This window comes from Pricia mediterranea (genome assembly GCF_032248455.1).
GTDB classification, from domain to species: Bacteria; Bacteroidota; Bacteroidia; order Flavobacteriales; family Flavobacteriaceae; genus Pricia; species Pricia mediterranea.
In genome coordinates, this window is record NZ_JAVTTP010000001.1 from 801164 (window position 1) to 827903 (window position 26740).

General features: G+C 49.3%; 20 protein-coding genes. 8 read left to right on the top strand and 12 right to left on the bottom strand.

Annotated features, from left to right (window positions below; genetic code table 11):
* The 5 genes from cysS to RQM65_RS03495 all read left to right on the top strand — a co-directional run bounded on the left by cysS (nt 1) and on the right by RQM65_RS03495 (nt 5267).
* Nucleotides 1–1482: a cysteine--tRNA ligase gene (gene cysS / locus RQM65_RS03475; protein WP_314012768.1), complete on the top strand. Its 1482-nt coding sequence runs from the start codon at nt 1–3 to the stop codon at nt 1480–1482.
* Between the two features lie 171 nt (nt 1483–1653).
* Nucleotides 1654–1878: a membrane protein insertion efficiency factor YidD gene (gene yidD, locus RQM65_RS03480; protein WP_314016777.1), complete on the top strand. Its 225-nt coding sequence runs from the start codon at nt 1654–1656 to the stop codon at nt 1876–1878.
* A gap of 220 nt (nt 1879–2098) precedes the next feature.
* On the top strand, nt 2099–3067 hold the full coding sequence (lgt, locus tag RQM65_RS03485) for a prolipoprotein diacylglyceryl transferase (RefSeq protein WP_314012769.1): 969 nt from the start codon (nt 2099–2101) through the stop codon (nt 3065–3067).
* Nucleotides 3068–3349: 282 nt separating this feature from the next.
* On the top strand, nt 3350–3838 hold the full coding sequence (locus RQM65_RS03490; protein WP_314012770.1) for a DUF192 domain-containing protein: 489 nt from the start codon (nt 3350–3352) through the stop codon (nt 3836–3838).
* A 160-nt stretch (nt 3839–3998) separates the two neighbouring features.
* On the top strand, nt 3999–5267 hold the full coding sequence (locus tag RQM65_RS03495; RefSeq protein ID WP_314012772.1) for an ATP-binding cassette domain-containing protein: 1269 nt from the start codon (nt 3999–4001) through the stop codon (nt 5265–5267).
* 148 nt (nt 5268–5415) lie between these two features.
* Here RQM65_RS03495 and secDF read toward each other — a convergent pair whose 3' ends face one another.
* The 5 genes from secDF to RQM65_RS03520 all read right to left on the bottom strand — a co-directional run bounded on the left by secDF (nt 5416) and on the right by RQM65_RS03520 (nt 12979).
* Nucleotides 5416–8415: a protein translocase subunit SecDF gene (gene secDF / locus RQM65_RS03500; protein WP_314012773.1), complete on the bottom strand. Its 3000-nt coding sequence runs from the start codon at nt 8413–8415 to the stop codon at nt 5416–5418.
* A gap of 94 nt (nt 8416–8509) precedes the next feature.
* Nucleotides 8510–9085: a gluconate 2-dehydrogenase subunit 3 family protein gene (locus tag RQM65_RS03505; RefSeq protein WP_314012775.1), complete on the bottom strand. Its 576-nt coding sequence runs from the start codon at nt 9083–9085 to the stop codon at nt 8510–8512.
* A 71-nt stretch (nt 9086–9156) separates the two neighbouring features.
* On the bottom strand, nt 9157–10854 hold the full coding sequence (locus RQM65_RS03510) for a GMC oxidoreductase (RefSeq protein WP_314012777.1): 1698 nt from the start codon (nt 10852–10854) through the stop codon (nt 9157–9159).
* Nucleotides 10855–10941: 87 nt separating this feature from the next.
* The gene (locus tag RQM65_RS03515; protein ID WP_314012778.1) at nt 10942–11874 is read right to left on the bottom strand and encodes a sugar phosphate isomerase/epimerase family protein; all 933 of its coding nucleotides are present in this window, start codon (nt 11872–11874) and stop codon (nt 10942–10944) included.
* 178 nt (nt 11875–12052) lie between these two features.
* A complete protein-coding gene (locus tag RQM65_RS03520; protein ID WP_314012779.1) occupies nt 12053–12979 on the bottom strand; it encodes a malate dehydrogenase in 927 nt (308 codons plus the stop codon).
* Nucleotides 12980–13247: 268 nt separating this feature from the next.
* On the opposite strand from RQM65_RS03520, the gene RQM65_RS03525 reads away from it, so the two are divergent.
* Nucleotides 13248–13622: a hypothetical protein gene (locus RQM65_RS03525; protein WP_314012781.1), complete on the top strand. Its 375-nt coding sequence runs from the start codon at nt 13248–13250 to the stop codon at nt 13620–13622.
* Nucleotides 13623–13917: 295 nt separating this feature from the next.
* Here RQM65_RS03525 and gyrB read toward each other — a convergent pair whose 3' ends face one another.
* Entirely contained in the window at nt 13918–15936 is a 2019-nt protein-coding gene (gyrB, locus tag RQM65_RS03530) for a DNA topoisomerase (ATP-hydrolyzing) subunit B (RefSeq protein ID WP_314012783.1), read from the bottom strand.
* A 177-nt stretch (nt 15937–16113) separates the two neighbouring features.
* Complete coding sequence (gene asnB / locus RQM65_RS03535; RefSeq protein ID WP_314012785.1) at nt 16114–17778, bottom strand: asparagine synthase B; 1665 nt, start codon at nt 17776–17778, stop codon at nt 16114–16116.
* Nucleotides 17779–18054: 276 nt separating this feature from the next.
* Between asnB and RQM65_RS03540 the strand changes: the two genes are divergently transcribed.
* Nucleotides 18055–18597, top strand: a complete 543-nt coding sequence (locus RQM65_RS03540) for a DUF2911 domain-containing protein (protein ID WP_314012787.1) — start codon at nt 18055–18057, stop codon at nt 18595–18597.
* Between the two features lie 112 nt (nt 18598–18709).
* Here RQM65_RS03540 and RQM65_RS03545 read toward each other — a convergent pair whose 3' ends face one another.
* The 3 genes from RQM65_RS03545 to RQM65_RS03555 form a co-directional block, all read right to left on the bottom strand.
* Nucleotides 18710–20326, bottom strand: coding sequence for an amidohydrolase (locus RQM65_RS03545; RefSeq protein ID WP_314012789.1), 1617 nt, complete (start codon nt 20324–20326; stop codon nt 18710–18712).
* A gap of 84 nt (nt 20327–20410) precedes the next feature.
* Nucleotides 20411–20884, bottom strand: coding sequence for a hypothetical protein (locus RQM65_RS03550; RefSeq protein WP_314012791.1), 474 nt, complete (start codon nt 20882–20884; stop codon nt 20411–20413).
* 200 nt (nt 20885–21084) lie between these two features.
* Nucleotides 21085–21846 carry an NYN domain-containing protein gene (locus RQM65_RS03555; protein WP_314012792.1) on the bottom strand — a complete coding sequence of 254 codons (762 nt, stop codon included), beginning with the start codon at nt 21844–21846 and terminating at the stop codon, nt 21085–21087.
* Between the two features lie 188 nt (nt 21847–22034).
* Between RQM65_RS03555 and RQM65_RS03560 the strand changes: the two genes are divergently transcribed.
* Nucleotides 22035–22823: an NIPSNAP family protein gene (locus RQM65_RS03560; RefSeq protein WP_314012794.1), complete on the top strand. Its 789-nt coding sequence runs from the start codon at nt 22035–22037 to the stop codon at nt 22821–22823.
* Between the two features lie 2 nt (nt 22824–22825).
* Here the strand turns inward: RQM65_RS03560 and RQM65_RS03565 are convergent, their stop codons facing one another.
* Together RQM65_RS03565 and RQM65_RS03570 are read right to left on the bottom strand one after the other, a co-directional pair.
* Nucleotides 22826–24220, bottom strand: a complete 1395-nt coding sequence (locus tag RQM65_RS03565; RefSeq protein ID WP_314012795.1) for a hypothetical protein — start codon at nt 24218–24220, stop codon at nt 22826–22828.
* A 518-nt stretch (nt 24221–24738) separates the two neighbouring features.
* Nucleotides 24739–26505 carry a TonB-dependent receptor gene (locus RQM65_RS03570; protein ID WP_314012797.1) on the bottom strand — a complete coding sequence of 589 codons (1767 nt, stop codon included), beginning with the start codon at nt 26503–26505 and terminating at the stop codon, nt 24739–24741.
* Nucleotides 26506–26740 lie beyond the last annotated feature (235 nt).

A 26740-nucleotide genomic window follows, 5' to 3' on the forward strand; every position in this document is an offset into this window, starting at 1 on the left:
ATGCAATCCTACCAGAACCAGACTATTAAAATCCAGAATTCCCTTTCAGGAAAAAAAGAGGTTTTCGAACCGCTGAACGAAGGCCATATCGGCATGTATGTCTGCGGACCGACGGTTTACAGCAACGTACATCTGGGCAACTGCCGCACGTTTATGTCCTTCGACATGATCTTCCGTTATTTCAAACATTTGGGCTATAAGGTGCGCTACGTGCGCAATATCACCGATGCGGGACATCTGGAAGACGACGCGGAGGACGGGGAGGATAAAATTGCCAAGAAAGCACGTCTAGAACGTTTGGAACCCATGGAGGTAGTACAACGCTACACCCTCGATTTTCACAATACGCTGTCAAAATTCAATCTTCTGCCCCCTAGTATCGAACCTACCGCCACGGGGCATATCATCGAGCAGATAGAGATTATCAAGGAAATCTTTGAAAAGGGATATGCGTACGAAGCCAACGGCTCCGTATATTTCGACGTGGCCAAGTTCAATAAGGACTACGAGTACGGAAAACTTAGTGGCAGGAAATTGGAGGATATGATCGCCAATACCCGCGAGCTTTCCGCCCAGGACGATAAGCGAAGTCCCCAAGACTTCGCCCTCTGGAAAAAGGCCGAACCGCAGCACATCATGCGCTGGCCCTCCCCATGGGGCGACGGTTTCCCGGGATGGCACTTGGAATGCACCGTGATGAGCACCAAATATCTGGGAGAAACCTTCGATATCCACGGAGGGGGAATGGACCTAAAGTTTCCCCATCATGAATGCGAGATTGCGCAGGCGGAAGCGAGCTACGGGCAGTCGCCCGTCAATTACTGGATGCATGCCAATATGTTGACCATGAACGGCAAGAAAATGTCCAAATCCACGGGCAATAATATTCTTCCCGGAGAAATCTTTAGCGGCAAGAACGAATTGCTCAGTAAGCCCTTTGCCCCCTCCGTGGTCCGCTTTTTTATGATGCAGGCCCATTATGCCAGCATCCTCGACCTGAGCAACGATGCGCTATTGGCCTCCGAAAAAGGATTCAACAGGTTGATGGAAGCCATCGAAGGTCTGGACAACCTGAACACCGGGAACAAAAGCGATTTTGACGTAAAAGCGTGGGAGGAGCAGTGCTATATGGCGATGAACGACGACTTCAATACCCCGATACTGATTGCGCATCTCTTTGAGGCCGTGAGGCATATCAACCAGATCAGGGAAGGCAAGGAACGTATTACCGTTTCCGACAGGGATGCCCTGCAGCGTACCATCAACGCCTTCGTTTTCGACGTTCTCGGACTGGAACAAAAAGCGGCCAACACCGCCGACACCGGAAAACTGTCCGGCGTGGTCGAACTGCTGATCCAATTCCGAAAAGAAGCCCGTGAGAATAAAGATTTTGCCACCTCGGATAAAATTCGCGACCAATTGGCCGCCTTGGGCATTCAGCTCAAAGACGGCAAGGAAGGGACGACTTTTAGTATTGACTAGGAAACTGTGTTGGAGAACACTCAATTTATCCGTGGATCCAAAATCCCGATGGTGAATTGGCGGGGCGGCCCGAAAGATTCATTCTGGCGGGGAGGGGCGAAAAAAATAATCGTCATCTTTCAAAATAGTCCTTACGTCTCGGACGGTTTTTGCCCTACCGAATCCAAGAAAATCATGAAAAAAATCTTGATCGCCCCCTTTGTTTTTCTTGTCCGCTTTTATCAAGTTGCGATTTCCCCATACACCCCTTCTACCTGCCGCTACTCCCCCACCTGCTCGCAATACACCTTGGAAGCCTTAAAAAAACACGGCCTATTCAAGGGCGGATGGTTGTCCCTGAAACGCATTCTCAGTTGCAACCCCTGGGGCGGAAAAGGATATGATCCGGTACCTTGAAAAAAATTCTAAATCCCAAATTGCAAACTCCAAATCTCAGGATTCACTTTAAGTGTAGGAACGTCTTTACACAATAGACAATCCACACATCGATGCGTCACCCGCCTTCAGTCTTCCGTCATCGGTCATCTGTCTCCTTTCACTTCTCTCTTCTCTATTCTCTATTCTCTATTCTCTATTCTCTATTTTAACTATCTTAGCCGTCTCTAAACCACACCACATGTATTTTTTGGGAATGATATGGAATCCGGACGAAACGCTTTTTACGCTCGGTCCGATACAGATCAAATATTACAACCTGTTATGGATTATTGCCTTTGCGCTGGGCTGGTATCTCATGAAACGGATTTTTCTGAATGAAAAGAAAACGGTCGAACAGCTGGACTCACTTTTCATATATACGGTGCTCGCCACCATGCTGGGAGCACGGTTGGGACACGTATTCTTTTACGATTGGCCCTATTATCAAGACCATCTGCTCGAAATTTTGCTCCCCATTCGCGAAAGCTCCGACGGAACGCTGTTCGGCTTTATTAACGGCTATGAGTTTACCGGTTTTACAGGCTTGGCCAGTCACGGGGCGATTATCGGGGTCATCATCGGAGTATATCTGTACACCAGAAAGCACAAGGGCTTTACCATGCTTTGGCTGCTCGATCGTATGGTGATTCCCTTTGCTATCGGGGCCTTTTGCGTACGCTTGGGCAATTTTTTCAACTCCGAGATCAACGGCAAGGTCACGAACGAATCCTTCATTTTTGCTACCAAGTTTATTCGTGACTCCGACGATATGCATCCCGCAAAGGCCTTGGCCATTACCAAAGAAAAATCGGTGAATGCCGCCTATGATGCCATCGAAAACAATCCCCAGTTTTCGCAATACCTGGCCGAAATTCCCTATCGACATCCCGCACAGCTTTACGAAGGCATCGCCTATATCTTCGTGTTTATCATCCTGTATTATCTCTACTGGAAAACCGATAAAAAGAATGACCGGGGATACCTCTTTGGCCTATTCTTGGTGCTGCTGTGGACCATCCGGTTCTTCGTGGAATTCGTCAAGAAAAGTCAGGGCGGTTTCGAGGAGTCATTGGGACTGCTATCCACCGGGCAGTGGCTGAGTATCCCTTTTATCTTGATCGGACTCTATTTTATGTTCAAACCAGGGCGGAAGGGTAGTATGCAGTAGGTAGTGGTAGTTGCAGTTGACAGTTGGGGTTGGCAGTTGCAGTTGCGGTGGACAGTAAGCAGTAAGATGTAAGCAGTAAAAAGCAAGCAGCAAATAGTGGGTAGTTGGAGGTTGCAGTTGACAGTTGGGGTTGGCAGTTGCAGTTGCGGTGGACGGTAAGCAGTAAACGCTGGGCAGTTGGCGATTGGCCAGGGCAGTAAAAAATTGCGGGAGGTGTTTGCGGGTCTAAGCGGCAGCTTGCGAAACTCGCATTTGATTTTTGCAAGATCAAAATTTAGTTTCATGGGATACTTCAAAGTAACGTGCTTTTTTATTTTTGGATGTTTCATCCTGCACTCCTGCAAGGACGCACCCAAAAAAGAGATCAAGACCGAACCGGTCGCCTTTAAAAAGGAAGGTGAACTGAGCGTATTCAAAGCGGCATCCGATTCGATCATTGCCCGGTTGGACATCGAAATTGCCGATAACGACTACGAGACCGAAACGGGACTCATGTACCGCCAAGGCATGGAAGACCATCAGGGCATGCTATTTGTCTTTCCCGATCAGGCCATGCACTCCTTTTACATGAAGAACACCGAATTCCCCTTGGATATCATTTTTATCAAAAGCGACATGACGGTGGCCAGCATCCAAGAAAATGCGCAGCCTCTGAGCCAAGCCAGCCTGCCGTCAAAGGTCCCCGTACAGTACGTCTTGGAGGTCAATGCCGGACTGGTCGGGAAATGGGGACTTGCGGTCGGGGACAGCGTCACATACGAAAAGCAATAGCTTCTACGGACTCTAATTTTAGCTTTGAATGCATTACAGATTGATAACAGAAAGTATTCCCCCGAAAAAATAGCCGCGGGAAGCCAAACCTAGCAAGTCATACTTCCATTTGGGACATCCCTGAACTTCTCCTAAATTCGCGGTTCAAGTTTTATCTCCTATGAACATAGAACACTGGGCCGTTTTCTTGGATAATACCTCGCAAAAGAGCCAACTCATAACATCAATTTTAAAAGGAACCCCTCCGAAAATCCTTCAAGGATTTCAAGCTGCAAAGGGCGCCCTGTTTTCGAAACTGGCGATTGAACGCTATATCGACGAAGAAGATCGGCACGATACCAAGATACTGACGGCCGACACGGACCAAGCCCTCCGATCGATGTCCAGCGGGGAACAGAAAAAGGCCTTGCTTAAATACATCCTATCGTCGGACTGCGATTTTATCGTATTGGACAACCCCTTCGACAACCTCGATACCGATACCCAAGCGCATCTTAAGATGCAACTTGAAACGGTCTCAAAACAGGTTGGTATGATACAGCTGATCAGCAGAAAGTCCGACCTCCTATCCTTTATCGATAACTTTGCACGACTTAAAGGCGATCAATTGGTCGTTGTCGGAGAAAAGGAAGTGCTTTCCAATTCCCCGACTAAGGAGCGGTTTACGGGTCAAATCCCCCTGGCCTTAAATTCGGGGCTCAACAGCCTTGAGATCGATCACGATGTGCTTATCGAACTCAAAAGTGTCAATGTATCCTATATGGACAAACCCGTACTAAAAGATATCAACTGGAGCATCAAAAAGGGGGATTTTTGGGAACTTCGAGGGAAAAACGGCAGTGGAAAAACGACTATCCTCTCCATGATAACCGGCGAAAACCCGAAAGGATACGGACAGGATCTCTACATTTTCGGACAGAAGAAAGGCAGTGGGGAAAGCGTGTGGGATATCAAAAAGAAAATAGGATATTTCACGCCGTCGATGACGGACAAGTTTACCGGCTACCACTCGGTCGAGCATATGCTTATATCGGGACTCAACGACTCCATCGGGCTGTATATCAGGCCTACCGAGGTGCAGCTCAGAACGGCCGAACAATGGTTACAACTTATCGACCTGTGGCACGTCAAGGATGCGCTGTACCATGACCTCAGCATGGGCCAAAAGCGGTTGGTCATGTGCGCCAGGGCCATGATCAAACATCCTCCCCTGCTCATTTTTGACGAGCCGACAGCGGGACTCGACGACGCCAGCGCGGCCCTTTTCGTTGCCTTGGTCAATAAGTTCGCCAAGGAAAGCCAAACTACCATCATTTTCGTATCGCACAGGAAAGAGCCGGACCTTAGACCAGACCATATCTATCATTTGGAAATGAAAGAAATAGGTTCTTCGGGAAAAGTAGTGCCTGTAGCAGGCCAGTACATTTAGCCCACCGCCCCAGAGGCATGAGGTGTTGTGCCCGTCGAAAAAGCAAATTGCGTCAACCGATCGAATCCATTTGGTCGATCGCTTAACGCAATTTTTACTCCGGAGCAATTGCGTCTAAAGCTGTTTAAAAGCTTTAGACGCTACAAGGCTATGCCTCGACCGCCTTTTTTGATTCTGCTTTCTTCTTTCCGGATTTGGACTTCAGCGTTTTCTTCAAGGTATCGAACATGATCGGGGTCGCGATGAATACCGACGAATAGGTACCGACTATAACCCCGACGATCATCGCGAACATAAAGCCGCGTAACGACTCCCCACCAAAAATGAAGATGGCCAGCAGTACAACCAAGGTCGTAAGCGAGGTATTCAGCGTTCGGCTCAAGGTACTGTTCAAGGCCAAGTTGGTGTTCTCGCCTCCACGCCATCCTTTTTCCGCAATAATCTCGCGTATACGATCGAAGACCACCACGGTATCGTTCAAGGAATAACCGATGACGGTAAGGATCGCCGCAATAAAGGCCTGATCGATTTCCATATTGAACGGCATCAGCGTCCCGAATATCGAAAAGATTCCCAGTACGATGACTATGTCATGAAAAACGGCCATTACCGCTCCGAGGGAGAACTGCCATTTACGGAAGCGGAATAAAATATAGAGAAACACCACTGCCAAAGAACCGATGATGGCCAGAAATGCATTTTTCTTAATATCGTCAGCAATCGTCGGCCCCACTTTTACCGATTGAAGGATTCCAATGGATTTCCCCTCGCTACCTACCTTAAAATCCTGTAAGCTGGTGCCATCGGGTAAATACTTTTGCAGGGCATTAAAGAGCTTGGATTGTATTTCCGCATCCACCTCAAGACCTTCTTCATCGACTTTGTACGGGGTCGTGATCTTGATCTGGTTGGCATCGCCAAATGTCTTTACATTGGTACCGCTACCGAAAACGTCGTTCAGCTCTGAAGCGATTTCAGAGGGGTTCACCACCTTCTCAAAACGAACCTGGTACGAGCGTCCGCCAATAAAATCCACCCCTTGCTGCAGACCGTTTGTCAATAACGAGAACACCGCAATAGTCAGTATAATCCCCGAAAATATATATGCGATCTTTCTTTTACCCAAGAAATTGATATGAACGTTCGTAAACAGGTTTTTGGTGATGGCGGTGGAGAAATCCAAACGTCGGGTCCTTCCTTCGAGATACCAATCTACCAATAGCCGGGTGATGAATATGGCAGTAAAGAGCGAAGTGACAATACCTACGAGCAAGGTAGTCGCAAAGCCTTTAATGGGACCCGACCCGAATACGAACAAAATAATAGCCGTCAAGCCCGTGGTAATGTTGGCATCCAGAATTGAGGAAAGTGCGTTTCCGAATCCGTCCGCGACCGCCTGGGCCTTGCCCTTGCCTCGAGCAAGCTCTTCCTTGATCCGTTCAAAGATCAGCACGTTGGCATCGACCGACATTCCGATGGTCAAAACGATACCCGCTATACCGGGCAGGGTAAGTACGGCACCCAAACTCGTCAACACCCCGAATATCAAAAGAATATTGAACAGTAGGGCGACGTCGGCAAAAATCCCGGCCTTACCGTAATAAAAAATCATCCAAATCAACACAAATACCATCGCAATAACGAAAGACATGAGTCCGCTATCGATAGCTTCCTGGCCCAACGACGGACCAACAACTTCCGATTGTATGATATCGGCCGAAGCAGGCAGTTTACCGGCACGCAAGACGTTGGCGATATCTTTAGTCTCGTTGACCGTAAAGTTGCCGGTTATCTCGGTACGACCTCCGGAAATCACGCCACGCGCTCCTGGCGCGGTATAGACTTTATTGTCCAATACGATTGCGATTCCGGTTTGATTGTTGTACGAATCGCCGGTGAGTTTTTCCCATTCCTTGGCCCCCCGGGTATTCATGGCCATGGTAACGATAGGTTGACCGTTTTGGAATTCGGCCCTAGCATCGTTTACCACATCGCCGCCCATACGGGGCGTACCTTCCCTGTTCGATTTCAAAGCGTAAAGTGAAGCCACTTCGGAACCTTCCGAAGGGCGTTCCCATAAAAACTTAACAAATTGCAGATTGGCCGGAAGCAGTCTTCGAATTTCCTTTTTTCGAAGTAAAGAACCGACCTCGGCCGTATCCTGTACCGCGGCAAGGCCCACGGCATAGCTTCCGGGTACCCCGGGTTGAAATTTATCGAAAAGTGGATTCTGGCCCGCGGCGATATCCAACGAATCTTGTGACACATCGGACAACAGGGAATCGAGTTCGGATTCCGGCTTGGTCGCTTGCTCATCGGCCGCAGTGGCCGTAGTATCGACGATCGATTTTAGCTTTTGGTTCGCCTCGAAAAAGAAAGATTGCAGCTCTTGGTTATCGGGACGGTAGGTCTCCCAAAATTCCAGTTCCGCGGTGCTCGACAGCAGATCCTGGGCTCGGTCGATGTCTCGAGCCCCCGGTAGTTCCACCAAAATACGACCGGAATTTCCTTCACGCTGAATGTTGGGTTGGGTTACCCCAAAACCGTCGATACGCTCGCGGAGCACCTCAAAAGCGGATACGACGGACTCGTCAATTTTTCTTCGGATGATCGGCTTTACCTCTTCATCGTCCATCTGGAAATTGATCTCATCGCTCAAACTCTTATTGGCAAAGATATCGGGAGATGCCAATTTGGTATCCCCGCTTATCTGGTCCCACGCCTGAAAAAAGAGTTCTACGTAAGTATCGTCACTATTTTTGGAGGCGGCATCCGCATCGGCCAAAGCCTTATTAAAAATGGGATTTTTCGAATTATTGGCCAATCCCCTTAAAATATCCTTTACCGAGATTTGTAAGGTGACGTTGATACCTCCCTTTAGGTCTAGCCCCTTGTTCAGTTCCTTTTTCTTGGCTTCGTTGTAGTCTGTAAACCCGAGCACGGTCTGGTCGCCGATGGAGTCCAAATACCGGGTCTCCAGTTCTTGGCGCTTCGACACATAATTTTCCTCACTTTCCGGTACTTGGTTTATCGCGTAGGTTTCGGCATCGCTTTCTAACTTGTTACCGATAAAGGTGTAGGATAATTGGTAGATGCTCACCAACCCGAATAAGAGGGCGAAGAGCTTTATAAGTCCTTTATTTTGCATTGGTTACGTTGATTTTACGGGTATTTTTTGTTACAGCGTGCAAATATATGGATTTTCCAAACGGATTGGGCAATATAATTCGGATTATAACTTTTTAGGTCGCCCATGGTCTGTCGCCCTTTTCATAGGGAATGCAGGACTCGAACTTCCCGGGTACCGGAAGGTAGTTTCTTGCTTGGGTCATCCCGATTTCAGAGGTAAAATAGCCCGATATGGTGAGGCCTTTTAACAGATCGAAATAATGGGGTGCAGGCTTTTTGACATCTTTTTGTACTAGGTTATGGGCGATGGCCTCGGTCTGGATCGTATTTAAAAGTTCCAGTTGTTGGGAGACTTCGGCGTCTACAAAAGAGTTGGAAAAATTTTCGGCGGCACGCCTGTCAATTTCGTTGATTCCGTTCACGAACACCTGACGGTCTTCGTCGGCCATGCAATCGCGGTACATCAGCAACAGATAATCGCCGACCTGTGCGGCTCTGGCTCCCGGCACCTGTGCCGTGGCAGGCAGCATGGTCTCGGATATTTCGTCGAGCAACGGGATATCGTCTTCCGAAAGCAGCGTTCGAACCTTTGGTTTGTATTCGCAGCTTTGCAGCAGGCCTATCGAGGGCAACAAAACGGCCGCGCCGCCACCCCAGGTCAACCGGTTCAAAAATGTTTTTCGTCTCATAAGCGTCTGTTTAAAGATAGCGGCTCTCCGTTATCAAAATATTTTCATCTCGTCCCATCGAATACGAAGACTTATAAATTGCGTCTTTTCAATTCCTTTACCGCAAAATCGGCCGCCCGGGCGGTCAGTGCCATATAGGTCAGGGACGGATTTTGACAGGCACTCGAGGTCATGGAGGCGCCATCGGTCACAAAAACGTTCTCGGCGCCCCAAACCTGATTGTTGCGGTTCAAGACCGAGGTCCTGGGATCGCGGCCCATTCGAGCAGTGCCCATTTCGTGAATGTTCAACCCGATGTTCCGTATCTCCTTTTTATCCTCGATATTCTTGAATCCCATGGTGTCGAGCATCTCCATCGCGGTATCGATCATGTCCCTGGTCATGGCGACTTCATTGGCCTTGTACTCCGCATCGATTTCCAACAGCGGCATACCCCAATCGTCAGTGGCATTCGTGCTCAAAGTGATTTTGTTTTCGTGATAGGGAAGGCATTCGCCCATTCCACTGAAACCGAATTTCCACGGACCTAACTGAGTTAGGTCTGCCATAAGGGACTCCCCAATAGCGACCCTTGCCGTCTCGCTATGCGGTGATCGCGACCCTCCACAGGCATAGGAATAACCGCGCTTAAAGTTGTCTTGCCGATCTTTTCCGAAATTCCGGAAACGGGCCAGATAGGTGCCGGTGGGCCTTCTTCCCGAATAATATTTATCCTCAAAACCCTCAAGTTCGCCCTCTACCTTGCAGTTGTAATTGTGGTCCATCAAATTGTGGCCGAGTTCCCCCGAATCGTTGCCCATCCCATTGGGAAAACGCTCCGATTTGGAGTTCATAAGCAGTAAGGTTGAGTTCAAGGTGGACGCATTGACGAAGACAATTTTGGCGTAATAGTCCCGCGTATCCTTGGTATTGGTATCGATGACCCTTACCCCGGTCGCCTTGCCGGAAGCTTCGTCGTAGAGAATGGACTGCGCCACCGAAAAGGGACGCAGGGTCATGTTTCCGGTTTTTTCCGCGGCCGGCAGGGTCGAGGAATTGCTGCTGAAATAGCCTCCAAAGGGACAGCCCCGGCTACACAGGCTTCGATACTGACAGGGACCGCGGCCGTTGTGGCGCTTGGTCAGATTGGCCGTACGGGATATGACCAAATGCCGATCGTCGTACAACTTATTGAGCCTGTTTTTCACCTCTTTTTCCAAGCAGTTCATTTTCATGGGTGGGAGGAATTCGCCATCGGGAATGACCGAAAGTCCGTCTTTATTCCCACTAATGCCCGCGAATTTTTCCACATAGCCGTACCAGGGATCGATATCGCGATACCGGATGGGCCAATCTACCGCAATGCCCTCTTTGGCGTTTGCCTCGAAGTCAAGGTCGCTCCACCGCTGGGTCCACCGTGCCCAGAGCAGGGATTTTCCCCCGACCTGATAGCCTCGGATCCAATCAAAGGGTTTTTTCTGTTCGTAGGGATGTTCTTTGTCCTTAACGAAAAAATGCTCCGTTGCCTCGTTGAAGGCATAGCATCGACTGACAACGGGATTTTCTTCCTTGATCTTTTGGGGGATGGCGCCCCGGTGCTTAAACTCCCAGGGCGGGGTACTTGCAGTGGTGTAGTCGGTGATATGTTCGACCATTTTACCCCGTTCGAGCACCAAGGTTTTGAGTCCCTTTTCACAGAGTTCCTTTGCGGCCCAGCCCCCACTGATACCGGAGCCTATAACGATGGCGTCATAGGTGTTTTCCGCGTCAACCTTTCCATTGATGTTCATAGTCTGACGTCTTCCTGGTTTTATGTCTTTCCGTCGTTTCCGATTGGCCCGGGGTGGGACACTCCCCTGCTTTCGCCGCTTTTTCCATTACCACCCGAAAGTCTTCTCAACGAACTTCCGGCTCATTTTCCAGTCCTCTTTAAGTTCGTTTTCGGGGGCAAAGTCATTGGGAAAGGCCAGTTCTATGGCAACCTCTCCATCAAAGTCCTGTTTTTTCAGGGCTTCGGCAATCGATGCAAAATCGGTATCGCCCTGGCCGACGTATTCTGACCAGGTACCGTCTTCGTACTGATCGCGAATGTGCAGGAACACGATTTGTCCGCCATAGGTTTCGATAAAATCCACCGGGTCTACGCCCGCACGGATCAGCCAGTTGATATCAGGCCCCAGTTTAAAATCGGGAATCCGTTGCAAGGTACCTTTAAGGTCGTGCATATTGTTCTCTACCTCGTAAGTGTGGTTGTGCAGGTTGGCGGTGATGCCATTATTGTCACAGACCGTCCGGACCTTTTTCAACAGATCGGCCTGGGCATCCAATTCGGACTCCGTTTTTACGCCGTCCTTGCTGCCGACCGAAATCCCGAACGTCTTCCCACCGACCTGGGCCAAACGGGGAACGACGAGATGGATATCCTCCATTATTTTTTCGTGTTGTCCGACATCCCACATGTTAAAACCTACTCCATAGGAGGATCCCGAAACAGGCACGCCGTATTTAGCTACCAGCTTATTGAGACGCTCCACGGCATCGTCGTGCCGCAACGGGCCTTCCATAAGCTCCAGACCGTCGATACCCGCGTAACGCAAATCCGAAAATATGGTGTCGAGTACGGGGGTCGCATCCCAATCGGGAGGAAATTTACTGGCGTAGACCCAAAGATGGGCGTTAATGGGAACGCTCTTCGCCAAAAGGTCGCCCCATGGGGCAGAGGCGTTCAGGGCGGGGGCCAAAAACAGTCCCGCCGCTCCGAGGGCGGATGATTGTATAAAGTTGCGTCTTGAAAAATGGATTTTCGGCATACTTATTAGGTAAGCTAAAAAATTATCGTCTAGGGTTCCCCGCCAGCTCGGAAAACTCAGCCCCGACCGAACAGTACGCCCTCCTCTTTAGGTACGCTCACCCGACTCGGTACGCACGGGTGCTGGCCGGTGGGGAACAGCCCATAGCGGCCGAGATCCCCGCCAAACCGACCGCAAACTACAATTGCAACAGTCCATTGGTTTTTTTCACTCCCTCAGCACTTTCCTGCATCTTGTCTTTTTCGGCGTCGCTCAGCGGGATATCCACAATTTTTTCGATACCGTCCCGGCCCAAGATTACGGGTACACCTATACAGATGTCGTCGAGATCGTATTCGCCTTCCAACAAAGTAGAACAGGGAAACATTTTCTTCTGGTCGCAGGCAATGGCCTGTACCAATCCCGATACCGCGGCCCCGGGCGCATACCAGGCACTGGTGCCCAGTAGTTTGGTCAGGGTCGCCCCACCGACCTTGGTATCCTCGGCTACCTGTTGCAATCGCTCTTCCGAAAGAAATTCGCTCACTTTGATGCTGTTGCGCGTCGCGTGCGAAGTCAACGGCACCATACCGGTGTCGCTGTGTCCGCCGATAACCATCCCGTCTATGTCCGATATCGGCGCTTCCATGGCCTCGGCCAATCGGTACTTGAAACGGGCGCTATCGAGGGCACCGCCCATTCCGATAATCCTGTTCTTGGGCAGGTCGGTGGTCTGGTGTACGAGATAGGTCATGGTATCCATGGGGTTGCTTACTACGATAATGATAATATTGGGGGATTGTTCGACGAGCTTGGAAGACACTTCCTTGACGATGCCGGCGTTGATACCGATTAATTCCTCTCGGGTCATCCCCGGTTTTCTGGGGATGCCGGAGGTAATCACGGCGATATCACTGTCGGCCGTTTTTGCATAGTCTCCTGTAACCCCGGTAATCTTGGTATCGAACCCGTTTAGGGATGCGGTCTGCATCAGGTCCATGGCCTTGCCCTCGGCGTAGCCTTCCTTGATATCCAACAAAACGACCTCGGCCGCAAAATCTTTTATGGCAATATACTCCGCGCAACTTGCACCTACGGCTCCTGCCCCTACTACGGTAACTTTCATATGTGTGAATTATGATTTATTAATGAATCAATCTTTATATATTCCTCATTCCAAAAATAAACATTCTCCCACTAAAATGCGGGGAAATACACAGAATTAGAAGTTGGGGTTGCTGAAAATCATCGATGAAACGCACTAAACGTTAAAAAAAATTGCGCTTCAACGAAAAATGGAAAGGTTAACGAACCGTACGTCGATTTTTAGCAATAGAAAATGCTCGTCTTACGTTCTTTTTATATGACTCCCGAATCCTTCCAAATCGTACCTAGTGAAAAAGCTATTCTCCTTACTGGCCATTCTCGGCATTATTGCCGTCAGTAATTGTACCCGACTTCCAGAAAACAACAACCCTATCATTGGCATCTGGACCGACCTTGGGCTGTCAAAGACCACGGAAACGGCCGGAAACCAGGCCTTGCTCCGAGAATGGGTTTTCAACGATGCCTATCTTGGCCGTTATCATGAAATAAGGAACGGCCACATCACGTTCAAAACAGATTTTCATTGGAGCTATGAGAACGAAGAATACGGTATCACGTATCTCGACCCTAATAACGGGTCGGAAGTATTTTCGCTGCAAAAGCAAAATGAGGTGGAGTTGTTGTCGAATATCGAGGGCCACGTTATAGCTCGAAGGGAATAACTGCCCTATTAAACACGCATCACGTGTTTTTCAGGTAGCATCGGACGACGCATTCGATTTCGGACCTTAAAAAATTAGTCAGTTCACAGTCAATTTCAAATACGCCAAAAAGCCGCAGTCATCGTGACTTGCGGCTTTTTATTTTTTATCGTTTGCAGCTCTCGCGATGATGTATCGAAATTATGGACGACATTTTGACCAGATTCCAAACGACTGCAATTGCATGTCCGCCATCAAGGAAGATGCAACAATGGCAGGGGTTCGCCCGACTTGCGTGCGCGCCCTGCCCCCCCTATTAAACATCAATGTTCGCGTACTTGGCGTTTTTCTCGATAAACTCCCTTCGCGGGGGCACCTCATCGCCCATGAGTATGCTAAAGGTACGATCGGTTTCCGTGGCATTATCGATCGTAATCTGCCGTAGTATCCTAAAGTCCGGATCCATAGTCGTATCCCAAAGTTGTTCGGCGTTCATTTCCCCAAGACCTTTGTAACGCTGAATGCTGACCCCACCGCTATAGCTGTCGGCAATTTCGTCCCGTTCTTCGTCGGACCAAGCGTAGCGTTTCTTGCTGCCCTTTTTTACCATATAAAGCGGCGGTGTAGCGATGTACACGTGCCCGCCTTCGATCAGTTCGCGCATATAGCGGAAAAAGAAGGTAAGGATCAGGGTCTCGATATGGCTACCGTCAACATCTGCATCACACATAATGACTACCTTGTGGTAGCGCAGTTTATCTAGATTGAGCGCCTTGCTGTCCTCCTCCGTACCAATGGTCACTCCAAGGGCGGTATAGATGTTCTTGATTTCTTCGTTTTCGAAGACCTTGTGGCTCATGGCCTTCTCGACATTCAATATTTTACCCCGGAGTGGCAATATCGCTTGAAATTTCCGGTCCCTTCCCATTTTCGCGGTACCCCCGGCGGAATCCCCCTCGACGAGGAACACTTCGCATTGGGCGGGGTCCTGTTCGGAGCAGTCGGAGAGTTTTCCGGGCAGTCCCCCGATGCTCATCGGATTCTTGCGCTGTACCATTTCCCGGGCCTTGGTGGCCGCATGTCGGGCCTGGGCGGCCAGTTTGACCTTTTCGATGATGGCCTTGGCGTCATCGGGATGCTCTTCCAGGTAGTTGGTCAGCATTTCAGAGACCGTTTGGGAAACGGAGGCGGATACCTCGCGGTTGCCTAATTTCGTTTTGGTCTGTCCCTCGAACTGGGGCTCGGCCACCTTGACCGACACGATAGCGGTTAGCCCTTCCCTAAAATCGTCCCCTTGGATCTCGAATTTCACCTTGTCCAACATTCCCGAGGCATCGGCATACTTTTTTAGGGTGGTCGTCAATCCCCTTCTAAATCCTGAAAGATGCGTACCCCCCTCGTGGGTGTTGATATTATTGACGTAAGAATGCAGATTCTCGGTATAGCTGTCGTTGTAGATCATGGCGACCTCAACGGGAATATCGTTCTTTTCGCCTTCCATCGCGATGACGTTCTGAATCAGCGGCACCCGGGTGCCATCGAGGAACCGGATAAACTCCTTCAGCCCTTCGTCGGAATAGAAAGTTTCGGAAACGAATTCCCCATCGTCATCCTTTTCACGCCTATCCGTGATGGAAATCGTCACTCCCTTGTTCAAAAAGGACAGTTCGCGCATGCGGCTGGCCAAGGTCTCGTAACTGTACTCGATGGACTGTTTGAAGATATCGGTATCAGGATGGAAAGTGACCTCCGTGCCCCGCTCCGTAGTCTCCCCGACACTTTTCACCGGATATAAGGGCTTTCCTCTTGAGTATTCCTGTTCCCAAATCTTCCCGTCGCGATAGACGGTCGCCTTCAAGCTATCGGAAAGTGCGTTTACGACGGACACCCCGACCCCGTGCAATCCTCCTGAGACCTTGTAAGAATCCTTATCGAACTTGCCTCCCGCACCAATCTTGGTCATTACCACCTCAAGGGCCGAAACACCTTCTTTTTTGTGCAGGTCAACGGGAATCCCCCGGCCGTTATCGCGGGTAGTGATAGAATTGTCTTCGTTGATAACAACGCTGATGGCATCGCAGTACCCGCCCATGGCCTCGTCGATGGAGTTATCCACCACCTCGTAAACCAAATGGTGCAGGCCTCTGGAGCCGACGTCACCAATGTACATCGAAGGCCGCATACGCACGTGCTCCATGCCCTCGAGGGCCTGAATACTGTCCGCGGAATATTGCCTTGGAATAGTGCTTTCGTCCGTCCCGGAAATTTCTTTCCGATCTTGTCCTGCTTCGTTTTCCGGGTTCAGTTCTTCCCCTTTATTCGGTTGTTCGCTCATAGGATTTTACAGTTGTTCGTCTACTCAATTTCGCAATCCTACAAATATAGGCAAAACCCTATGGAATATAGGGTTTTGGGATAATGTTAATCTTGAAGTTATCAACAATATTTGTGGAAAAAGCAAGTGAACTAACGGTTCTATCTCCGATCTTTATCGTCACTTAGAACGGTCTTGTTAATAAGCGTCCGTGTGCACCATGGCCACTGCCCTACCGGACGGATCGTTCATGTTCTTAAAGGCCTCGTCCCACTCCAGCGCTATCTGGGTACTGCAGGCTACAGAGGCTTCTTGGGGCACGCATTGCGCGGCCGCATCGGAGGGGAAATGCGATTCAAAAATGGAACGGTAGTAATACTCCTCCTTACTGGTCGGGGTCTGTATCGGAAAGCGGTACTTCGCATTGGCCAATTGCTCGTCGGATACTTCATCGTTGACCAATACTTTCAGGGTGTCGATCCAGCTATAGCCGACCCCATCGGAAAACTGCTCCTTCTGTCGCCAGGCAACGCTTTCGGGCAGGTAGTCTTCAAAGGCCTTGCGGACGACCCATTTCTCCATCCGTTCGCCGTTGATCATTTTATCCTCTGGATTGATGCGCATGGCGACATCCATAAACTCCTTGTCCAAGAACGGCACCCGACCCTCGATGCCCCAGGCGGCCAGACTTTTGTTGGCCCGCAGACAGTCGTACATGTGCAACTTGCTCAACTTCCGTACGGTTTCCTCATGGAATTCCTTGGCATTCGGGGCCTTGTGAAAGTAGAGGTAGCCCCCGAAGAGTTCGTCCGCCCCCTCTCCTGAGAGTACCATTTTTATCCCCATGGATTTGATGACACGGGCCATAAGGTACATGGGGGTCGAGGCGCGAATGGTCGTAATATCATAGGTTTCCAGGTTGTACACCACGTCCTTAATGGCGTCGAGGCCCTCTTGGATGGTAAACTCGATTTCATGGTGCACCGTCCCGATATGATCGGCCACCTTTTGCGCGGCAGCGAGGTCGGGAGACCCTTTCAGTCCCACCGAAAATGAGTGCAGTTGCGGCCACCAAGCGCCGGTCGTGTCGTCGGACTCGATTCGTTTTTCTGCATATTTTTTGGCGATGGCCGAGGTTACGGAGGAGTCCAACCCCCCCGAAAGTAGCACTCCGTACGGTACGTCGGACATCAGCTGTCGGTGTACCGCTGCCTCCAAAGCTTCCCGTATTTCTTGGATGCTGGTCTCGTTCTCCTTTACGGCCCCGTATTCCATCCAATCCCGGGTGTACCACTTTTTAAATTCCCCATCGCTGCTATGAAAATAATGTCCCGGTGGGAACAGCTCGATTTTGGTGCAGGTGCCTTCCAAGGCCTTAAGTTCCGAAGCCACGTAAAAGGTGCCGTTTTTATCCCATCCTATATATAAAGGAATAATACCCATGTGGTCGCGGGCGATAAAATATTCGTCTTTTTCCACGTCGTAAATGGCAAACCCGAAAATACCGTTCATTTCATCGATAAAATCGGGACCCTTTTTCCGGTACAGAGCCAAAATGACCTCACAATCGGATTCCGTTTGAAATTCGTACTCGCCCTCGAACTGTTTGCGTAGCTCGCGGTGGTTATAAATCTCCCCATTGGCGGCCAGTACCAATTTTTTATCGGCACTCAACAAAGGTTGTTTCCCCGAAGCGGGATCGACGATGGCCAATCTTTCGTGGGCCATGACCGCCTTATCATCCGCATATATCCCGCTCCAATCCGGACCGCGATGTCTCACTTTCTTTGACATTTCCAACAACTGTGGCCTTAAGATTTCACTGGGCTGTTTTATATCGAATGCACATACAATTCCACACATGACTTGTTCGTTTAGTATTAATTTCTAGGCAAATATGGGACTTATTGTTCTAATACCAAACATCAGAACCAATATTGATTATTTATTATAGAATATTCATTATTTATTGTTTTGATTTGTAACAAATACTTATTTGATAGTTGTTTTGGGTGGACAAAGTGTAAGCGGGGCTAAATTTAACGCCCTTTTAAGAAAAAATAAGACGAATTCAGTTTAGATTTAACCGAAAATAATCCAATCGCCCTGCAAATCTATAAAGGGCCAAAAAGAAAGACTATGAAAAAAGTATGTACTGCTGCCTTCTTGGCATTGATCCTAATGGCTTCGACGGAAGTCGCCGCACAGGAGTTTAGTGGAATCGACAAAAGCCCAATGGATATGGCTTCCTTTCCCACCAACTATCAGAATGCCGACAAAGTCATTCGTATCATTTACAGCCGGCCGCAGCTTAAGGGAAGGTCCATGAACGAACTCGCTCCTCAAGGAGAGGTATGGCGGACCGGGGCCAACGAAGCCACGGAAATCACTTTTTATAAGGACGTCAATTTTGGAGGAAGGGACATAAAGGCCGGAACGTATTCACTGTTCACCATTCCCGACCAGGGAGAGTGGACCGTTGCCCTGAACAAAAACCTCAACCAATGGGGCGCCTACTCCTACGACGAAAGTGCCGATGTGGCACGGGTCAAAGTGCCTCATAACACCGATTCCAAGTCTTTGGAAGAGTTTTCCATCGCCTTTAAGGAAACGGACCAGGGTGCCGATATGGTGATGGGATGGGACAAGACTCGGGTCTCGGTACCGATTACCGTAAAATAATAACAGCGATTTCCTGAAATGCTACCATCTAAAACCGGGGTCTTTGGACTTCGGTTTTTTTTATGCTTATCCTTTCCGAAACCTAAACCTGAGGTGGTACTGTAAGACGCTCTCAGCGAGCTTTTCCGCTCACAAAGGTCTGCTCGGCGGTAATGGCAGGAATCTCATCCATTGGCACCTGCATCAAATCTTTGTCGTAAATCACAAAATCGGCGAATTTGCCCTTTTCGATGCTTCCCTTTTCATCTTCTTCAAAGTTGGAATGGGCGGCCCAAATGGTCATCCCTTTCAACGCTTCTTCCCGGGAAAGGGCATCTTCTGTTTGAAATCCCCCCTCGGGATATCCTTCGAGGTCTTTTCGGGCCACGGCGGCGTAGAAGGTCAAAAAGGGGCTCACCTTTTCGACGGGGAAGTCGGTTCCTAGTGCGACCGTTCCCGCTTGATCCAATAATTGTTTAAAGGCGTAGGCCCCGTGCATCCGTTCTTCCCCTAAGCGGTCTTCGGCCCAATACATATCGCTAGTAGCGTGGGTGGGCTGTACCGAGGGAATAATATTCTTCCCAAAATATTTGAAATCGACCGGATCGATAATTTGGGCGTGCTCCACCTTCCAGCGGCGATCGGCACTGTCGTCCAACACATTTTGGTACGCACGCAGCACCACGGCATTGGCAGAATCACCTATGGCGTGTGTGTTCATCTGATATTCGGAATCCGCAAGCCTCTGGGCCAAGGCTTCGATTTCATCGATCGGGGTGACCATGGCGCCGCGATAACCCGGTTTATCGGAATAGGGCTCCTTGAGATAGGCACCTCTCGATCCCAGTGCGCCGTCGGCATATACCTTTACGGAACGCACGTTCAAAAGGTCGGTCTTCATGGGGCCCTGCCCAATGTAATGGTCCAAATTTTCCGGGGTATTGCCCACCATGGCATACACCCGGATGGATAGTTCGCCGACCTGTTGAAGGCTGTCGATAAGTTCGATGGTCGATCTGCCGATACCCGCGTCGTTGACAGTGGTCAGTCCATAGTCCAAACAGATCCGCTCGGCATCCTTTAAAGCTTCGATGCGGGTTTCCCGGTCCGGTGCCGGGGTAATGGAATTGATGAGCTGCATGGGGTTATCGACCAGCACGCCCGTGAGGCCCATGGCGCCCTTTACGATTTCACCGCCTTCGACTTGGGTCTGCCGATCGATACCGGCCAAATCAAGGGCGGCCTTGTTGACCAGCATGGCGTGCCCATCGATTCGGGTCAAGACTACCGGTGTATCGGGAAAAAGTTCGTCCAGTTCCTTACGCGTGGGGTATTCTTTGTCTTCCCAGTCGTTCTGGTCCCATCCCCGTCCCAGGATAAAATCCTTGCGATTTTTTTTTTGAAATTGCTCCACCCGTTCCAACACTTCTACAAAACTTTGGGTGCCGGTAAGGTCAACGGTTTGCTGGTTGAGTCCCAAACCATAGAAGTGGCAATGGGCATCGATAAGCCCTGGGGTTATCGTACGCCCGTCCGCATCGATTATTTCATCGGCGGTATAGGAATCTCGGATTTCCTCGGTGGTTCCCACCGCCGTGAACTTTCCTTCGTTTACGGCGAAGGCCTCCGCTTTCGAAAATTCATCGTCGACGGTGTACACATTGGCATTGACAACGAGCAAATCCACTTTTTCCTTGGCGTTATCACAACTGGCAAGAACTAATAAAAGTAACGGCAGTATTTTTTTCATTTTATCACACTATCTTTAGGTATGGGCCGACAATCTACCGGTGGTGAACAGCAAAACTACTGGCCTCGTCTTGCCTTCAGGCTATCAACCCATTGACAGGGTCTTTTCCCCGGTTATGGTATAGGAACCTTCGGGAGAGGTACTTTTGCCAGAAATCGTATCGCCTTTCGCCGTCAGGTTGACCGAGACCATGCCGCCTTCGACCATGACCTCAAAATCAATAGTATTGCCGTTGACCTTCACATTGTCGCCTTGGATAGTACCGCTGCCGATCTGCACCTGCACCTTATAATTGTCACCCTCCTTGACGATCATCAGCAATCCTTTTTCATAGCCTGCGGGGGCACCTTGCACGGTATAGCTCCATCCGCCGACAAGATTGTCCTTCGTGGTTGTCGTTGGAGCACTTTGTCCCGTTTCAGTCGGACTGTCGCCAATAATTCCGGCCGGCCCGTGTCCCAATTCCGTCATATGAAAAAAACCGTTGGCCAGCGCCGTCGTAGCGCCAAAAAGCAATAAAACTATCGACCATCCGTAAAATTTAAAGGTATTTTTCATTTTCGTATTATTTTGGTTAACATGAGCCCTAAAAGTAAACAAAAAATCGAAGGAGTTGAAACATAGGTCCTACTCTCGAGCGGACCTTGTTACAGCAGTGAGGCTGCACCCGACGCTTCTGGCCATTTTGAAAACCCCTCTTCCCGCAGCATTGAACTCATTTGAAGCTGCTTGCACCCAAACCCACGCCAATAAACCGTTTATTTTTTACGTGATTTGGGACGCTTCTTTTCCTTGATCTTGACGTAAACCAGTTTCTTGCGTCCCTTGGCATCTTCGCGACGTTCGATGTCGAAATGGGGAATGGAAGCCAATAACGGGGTTAGCTTCGGGAACCCGTAGTTTCGGGAATCGAAGTTGGGCTGTTTTTTCTGCAACAGGCTGCCCACATCGCCCAAAAAGGCCCAGCCATCGTCGTCGGAGACGTCGTCGATGGTCGTGGACATAAACCGTAGGTCTTTTGGCGTAATCTTTTCCACCTCGCTTTTGGAACCGGACTTCTCCTTCGAATCATTGGAGGCCGTAGCCTCCGGTTTTTTCAGGATTTCAAGGTAAATAAACCGGTCACAGGCCACGATAAAGGGACTGGGAGTTTTCTTTTCACCGATACCGAACACCTGCATGCCCGCTTCCCGAAGTCGGGTCGCCAATCGGGTAAAATCACTATCACTGCTCACGATGCAGAACCCGTTCACCTTTCCGGAATATAGAATATCCATCGCATCGATGATCATGGCGGAATCCGTCGCGTTCTTCCCTTGGGTATAACCGTATTGCTGAATCGGGGTGATCGCGTTTTCCAGGAGGATGTTCTTCCACTTGCCCAACCTCGGGTTCGTCCAATCCCCATAAATTCGTTTGATGGTCGGATTACCGTATTTGGCGATTTCCTCCATCATTTCCTTGACATAGGCGGAGGGGATATTGTCGCCGTCGATTAATACTGCTAGATTTAGGTCCATTAGAAGGTAGAAGTTAGTGAACTGGTGGGTTATTGGATTGACTTTTTTTAATTGTCGATCGGGGTCGATGATTTGCAAATTACGGGGAAATTGTTCTTAATTGAACCATTTAATGGAAAAATCATATCGGATTTCCTGCTGATATGGCTGAACTTCGTTAAGTTTGGGCAACAGTAATAAAACCTTTCATGAAAAATCAATTTTTTATCCTGCTTTCGGCACTTTTGCTGATCGTCGCCGTCACCACGGACGCGTATTCCCAAACACGGCAGCGGGACTATTACCAACTAAAAACCTATACGCTAAAAAATGAAAAACAGGATAGTGTGATGGATGCCTACCTAAAGGATGCCTACCTGCCGGCCCTGAAGCGTGCGGGGATCGAAAATGTCGGGGTGTTCAAATATCGGCCGAGCAACTTCTTGGCCGCCTATAAAATTTTTGTTTTAATTCCATTCGTTTCCCTGGAACAGTTCGAGACCTTGGACGATATGTTGGCGCAGGACAAAAGCTATATTTCCCAAGGGATGCCCTATATCAAGGCGAAATATGACGCACCGCCATACGAGAGGATCAATTCCGTTTTGATGCGTGCCTTTACGGGGATGCCCCATATGAAACCTTCGGAAGTGGAAGGGAGCCGAAAAGAGCGGGTATATGAACTTCGCAGCTATGAATCGCCTACAGAAGCTACCTATAAAAACAAAGTGGACATGTTCAATGCCGGAGGAGAAATTGAGCTTTTTGAAGCTTTGGGCGCAAATGCCGTTTTTTACGCCGAAGTACTTTCGGGCAATCGCATGCCCAACCTAATGTATATGACTACCTACCCCAATATGGATAAACGGGATGCCGTTTGGGAAGCTTTTTTCGCTTCGGAAAAATGGGGGGAACTCTCGACAGATCCGAAATATTTGAATAACATGAACAAGGCGGACGTAATGCTCTTATATCCTACGGCGTATTCGGATTACTGATTTTACTCCAGTGAATCGATATACATGTGGATCAAGTTTACTCCTTCGCTATGTAATTCGGAGATACCGACCTGAGGCATGGAAGGGCCGAATCCGGGCGAGGTGGCCACACGATTTTTGATATCGTCCTTGAACTCGAAGATATTGCTATCGGCATAGGGAACCTCATATCTTAAATCGGGCCGGTCGGGCATATTCGAATCCTGTAATCCACCGGGCTGGTGGCAATGGGCGCAATTTACATCCATATAGGCCCTGGTACGCTCCTCTAGACCGATAGACATATCGGACCAGTTGGGCAAGGCTTCTATCTGGTTAAGGGCCGGTAGGTTAGCAAGTAATCCCTTATCAGAAAAATCCTGCAACTGGTTCTTTCCCTTAAAGACAAAATTCATATTTCTGGCCTTGGGCCCGATAGGCAGGGTTACACCGCCCACGTCATGGCACTGGTTACAATTGATAGTAAAGGGTACCTTGTAATTGGTGGTCCGGACCGCACCCGAACCATCGATCCATTCGATGGACACAAACGGGGCCGCATTGTCTAATTGGGCGTCATTCTGTTCGTCGTTCCACAGATAGTTGCCCATGCTCCAAGCGCCGTTTTTCTTGATGAGCAATCGGGTTTCGATCAGTTTTTTTCCGAGGGACGGGTCCCGCTCGTCCTTAAAATAGTAAAAGGTTTTGGTAATGACGGTATTGTCGGGAAACTCCAACAGGCCCGCTCCATTATAGGTCATTTTCGCATCCTCGGGCAAGGAAATGGTTCGGAACTTGTGGGCATAATCGGTATAGAGCGGGGTGGCCAACCCGTATTCATGCGTGGTGCTATTGGGAGTCAGGTCAGCGGGATTTCCCTTGAACAATTGTAGGTCGGACAGTTTAGGAAGAAATTCCGCCACGGCATAAACTACTTCAATGTCCTCAAGATAGGGATTGGTGCCGTCGGCGAGCTCGTCGCCATTGGATACGCCATCGGCATCACAGTCCGCCTTCGCCCAAATCAAACTCGAAGCGTTGTAGCCCGTATAGTCTTCATTTTGAGCGGGGTCGCAGGGATTCTCTTTATCGGTGCCATCGGCAATTTCCTGAAAATTGGGAATACCGTCGCCATCGGAATCCTTGAGTTCATCGACGAAGGGATTCGTGCCGTTCGCAAGCTCCTCCCCGTTGGTGATTCCGTCCAAATCGCAATCCGCCCCTAGCCATATCGTATTGTTTTTATCGTAACCGGAATATCCGGGGGCCGGTTTAGGGTCGCAGGGGTTGTTCTTGCTTGTACCGTTCATGATCTCATCGGCATCCAAAATCCCGTCCCCGTCGGTGTCGACATCCAAGATGGGCTCGGTGTCATCGGATTTACATCCGATTAGAACTACAGCGCAGAGCAAAAACAAAGCGCCGCAATTTCTTAGCCTCGAAAAACACGTGAAAAATTCGAATACCTGATGTAGAACATGTGTACTTGAAATAAAAAAGCGCATAGCAACATATTTCTTTCGGGGGGATCCCAGTTTGCAAAAGTAGGGAATACCACAATCATCACCAGAGTGGTAATGATAACATACGCGAATACTCGTTCATCGGATTTCAGGGTTGCTAGAATGAACTAACTCGGGACAAGATTTTTATATTTATCATCGAGTAACCCGACTCATAACTGGATTTTTTAAATACGTGTATGGAAGAGCACCCAATCAATTTCGGTTAAACACATCACGGCGAACACTTCGACTGCGCTTGGTAAAATCGCTCAAGGTGGCAAAACCCTTTTTAGATTCCTGGGCTGAAAAGCAGCATTGATTATAAACTCATGGACTGTAAACGATTAGAAAAAGGACGCAGCCACGGGCCAACGGTCCGGCAAAAGACGTGACTCTGAGCGCTAGGCTCCTTGGCTCTTTGGCTCAGCAACTTAAATATCAAATTTGTAGGTCATCCCCGCTAGCACCTGCAAGCCTTGCACGGGATAATTGGCCCAGCGCAGGTAGTTATCGTTGGCGATATTGGCGGCTTTTAAAAAAATGGAGAGCTGCTTGTTGTACCGGTATCCCAAATGTGCGTTGGCATCGAAGAAACCGTCCAAGGTGACGCGTTCAGCGCTAAAGTTCGAGGGAATTCCCGTCTGGTCGGCAATCGTGGCGACATCTTCGCGCTCGCCTATATAAAACAGATTGGCGCCCGCATACCATTGCTCCCCGATCTGATAGTCCATAAAAAGGGACCCTTTTAAACTGGGACGGTTCCAGGCCGGGTTATCGGTTTCGGTGGAATAGTGGTAGTATTCGGCGTTTACTCCCAAGGTAAAGTTGCGGTTGACATCTACGTTTAGCTCGCCGAAGGCACCTAGCGTTTTGATATCATCGTAGAACACCTCGAAGGAATTGCCGAAATTATAGCTCTTATCGTCGTTGCGAAACGTATTTTGGGGATTCAGTTTGAAAAGGGGACTCCGATCTTCTGCGGTGTACGATGCTTTTACGTTATAGCTGAGATAGGGCAGCAACTGACCTTTGAGTCCCACATACCCATCGTACTTGGTGTCGGTGGGGATGATGTTCAAGGTCGGGGAAACATAGGGATTTTCCTCAACAAATCCGTAGTATGAATTCTGCTGTAGTTCCCCTACCAGCCCCCCATATGCAATGGCCATTTCATCGAGTAGCCGATAGGAAGCTGTCACCGCTGGATAGATATAGAAATTGCCGTCGTCGTTCTCCATATCGATGCCATACACCAGGTTGACGCCCAGATTCAGGGAAAAATCATCGTCAAGCAAGGTGAGGTTCGGGTTCAGGCCGGCCTGTAGATGTCCGTATTCTATGCCCACCGTATTGGCCGCACGGTTCAGGTCGGCATTGTCAAAACTGCCGTTGATATAATCCATTTTTATTTTTATATCCAGGGATTCATCGGCCACGGGAAATCCGAAACCTGTCTTGAACACCGCTCGGTTCTCCCCCGATTTTATCGCATCCCAAAACCGGCGGTACTCCAGTTCCGCATTTTCGAAATAGGAATCCTGCACGTTGATATGGGCGCCCGCCTCTGCCATAAAATAATTTTGGCGTTCGTCCATGGCGTTGACCGCCGCCTCGGTAAAGACCCCATCGGGAATACCGTACCAATTGTAAAGCTGGTGCTGGGCACCGATGTCCACCCCCCAATCAAAATCGCGGTCCCGCTTCGTATAGGAACCGCCAATTTCGGAGTTGGAGTACACGTTGTCCAGGGCCACGCCCTTGATGTCGCCGAAAGAGGAATTATGGTCCAGCCCCACCGTAAATCCGGACTCTCTATCAATGGCGCGGCTGGTATAGAACTTCGCCATAAAATTTGCGGGATTCCCGCCCCCTGCCGAGGCGTAGGAGTTGTACAAGATCGGTGGCGGGGTTTTCTTTACAGCGGTCGCCGTTCCCTTGGCCGGGGTAAAGGTCGAGGCCACGGGTACCGAAAAAATACTGTATTCTACTTTTTTCTTTTGAAGAACGATGGAATCTCCCAGCGTAGGCATTGTCTTGATCTTAAAAGCATCGGAGATGGTCGGGGTATAGGCCTTGGTGACCGTAACCGTCTCGGTTCCGATATCATCGGTTTCCTCATCATTGTCGTCTTCTTGGGCGAAGCCGATGTGCGAAAACCCGATGATCATGATTAGAATGAGTTTACAGTTTTTGTTCATGCTAGATGGTGTTCTTTTGAATTATTTTCGGAAGTCAAATTGAGCTTCCTGAAGCCCATGTTCTTAGTTCATTACTGTCAGGTTGAGCGAAGACGAGACCTATTGGACGGGCAGCCATGTTGGAGTTCTCGACTGCGCTCGAACGGACATCGGTCTCTTTTCTCTATTCCTTACTCTTGATTCTTGGCTCTTGACTCTTATCCGCCTTTGTTCTCTAATCTTTATTCTCTTCTCT

What these genes read in the sequence shown, in the direction of transcription:
- RQM65_RS03520 (WP_314012779.1), bottom strand. Translation starts at nt 12,979, where the DNA reads ATGAAAGTTACCGTAGTAGGGGCAGGAGCCGTAGGTGCAAGTTGCGCG.
- RQM65_RS03510 (WP_314012777.1), bottom strand. Translation starts at nt 10,854, where the DNA reads ATGAACATCAATGGAAAGGTTGACGCGGAAAACACCTATGACGCCATC.
- RQM65_RS03550 (WP_314012791.1), bottom strand. Translation starts at nt 20,884, where the DNA reads ATGAAAAATACCTTTAAATTTTACGGATGGTCGATAGTTTTATTGCTT.
- RQM65_RS03495 (WP_314012772.1), top strand. Translation starts at nt 3,999, where the DNA reads ATGAACATAGAACACTGGGCCGTTTTCTTGGATAATACCTCGCAAAAG.
- cysS (WP_314012768.1), top strand. Translation starts at nt 1, where the DNA reads ATGCAATCCTACCAGAACCAGACTATTAAAATCCAGAATTCCCTTTCA.
- RQM65_RS03515 (WP_314012778.1), bottom strand. Translation starts at nt 11,874, where the DNA reads ATGCCGAAAATCCATTTTTCAAGACGCAACTTTATACAATCATCCGCC.
- lgt (WP_314012769.1), top strand. Translation starts at nt 2,099, where the DNA reads ATGTATTTTTTGGGAATGATATGGAATCCGGACGAAACGCTTTTTACG.
- RQM65_RS03505 (WP_314012775.1), bottom strand. Translation starts at nt 9,085, where the DNA reads ATGAGACGAAAAACATTTTTGAACCGGTTGACCTGGGGTGGCGGCGCG.
- secDF (WP_314012773.1), bottom strand. Translation starts at nt 8,415, where the DNA reads ATGCAAAATAAAGGACTTATAAAGCTCTTCGCCCTCTTATTCGGGTTG.
- RQM65_RS03570 (WP_314012797.1), bottom strand. Translation starts at nt 26,505, where the DNA reads ATGAACAAAAACTGTAAACTCATTCTAATCATGATCATCGGGTTTTCG.
- gyrB (WP_314012783.1), bottom strand. Translation starts at nt 15,936, where the DNA reads ATGAGCGAACAACCGAATAAAGGGGAAGAACTGAACCCGGAAAACGAA.
- RQM65_RS03555 (WP_314012792.1), bottom strand. Translation starts at nt 21,846, where the DNA reads ATGGACCTAAATCTAGCAGTATTAATCGACGGCGACAATATCCCCTCC.
- RQM65_RS03560 (WP_314012794.1), top strand. Translation starts at nt 22,035, where the DNA reads ATGAAAAATCAATTTTTTATCCTGCTTTCGGCACTTTTGCTGATCGTC.
- RQM65_RS03490 (WP_314012770.1), top strand. Translation starts at nt 3,350, where the DNA reads ATGGGATACTTCAAAGTAACGTGCTTTTTTATTTTTGGATGTTTCATC.
- RQM65_RS03540 (WP_314012787.1), top strand. Translation starts at nt 18,055, where the DNA reads ATGAAAAAAGTATGTACTGCTGCCTTCTTGGCATTGATCCTAATGGCT.
- asnB (WP_314012785.1), bottom strand. Translation starts at nt 17,778, where the DNA reads ATGTGTGGAATTGTATGTGCATTCGATATAAAACAGCCCAGTGAAATC.
- RQM65_RS03545 (WP_314012789.1), bottom strand. Translation starts at nt 20,326, where the DNA reads ATGAAAAAAATACTGCCGTTACTTTTATTAGTTCTTGCCAGTTGTGAT.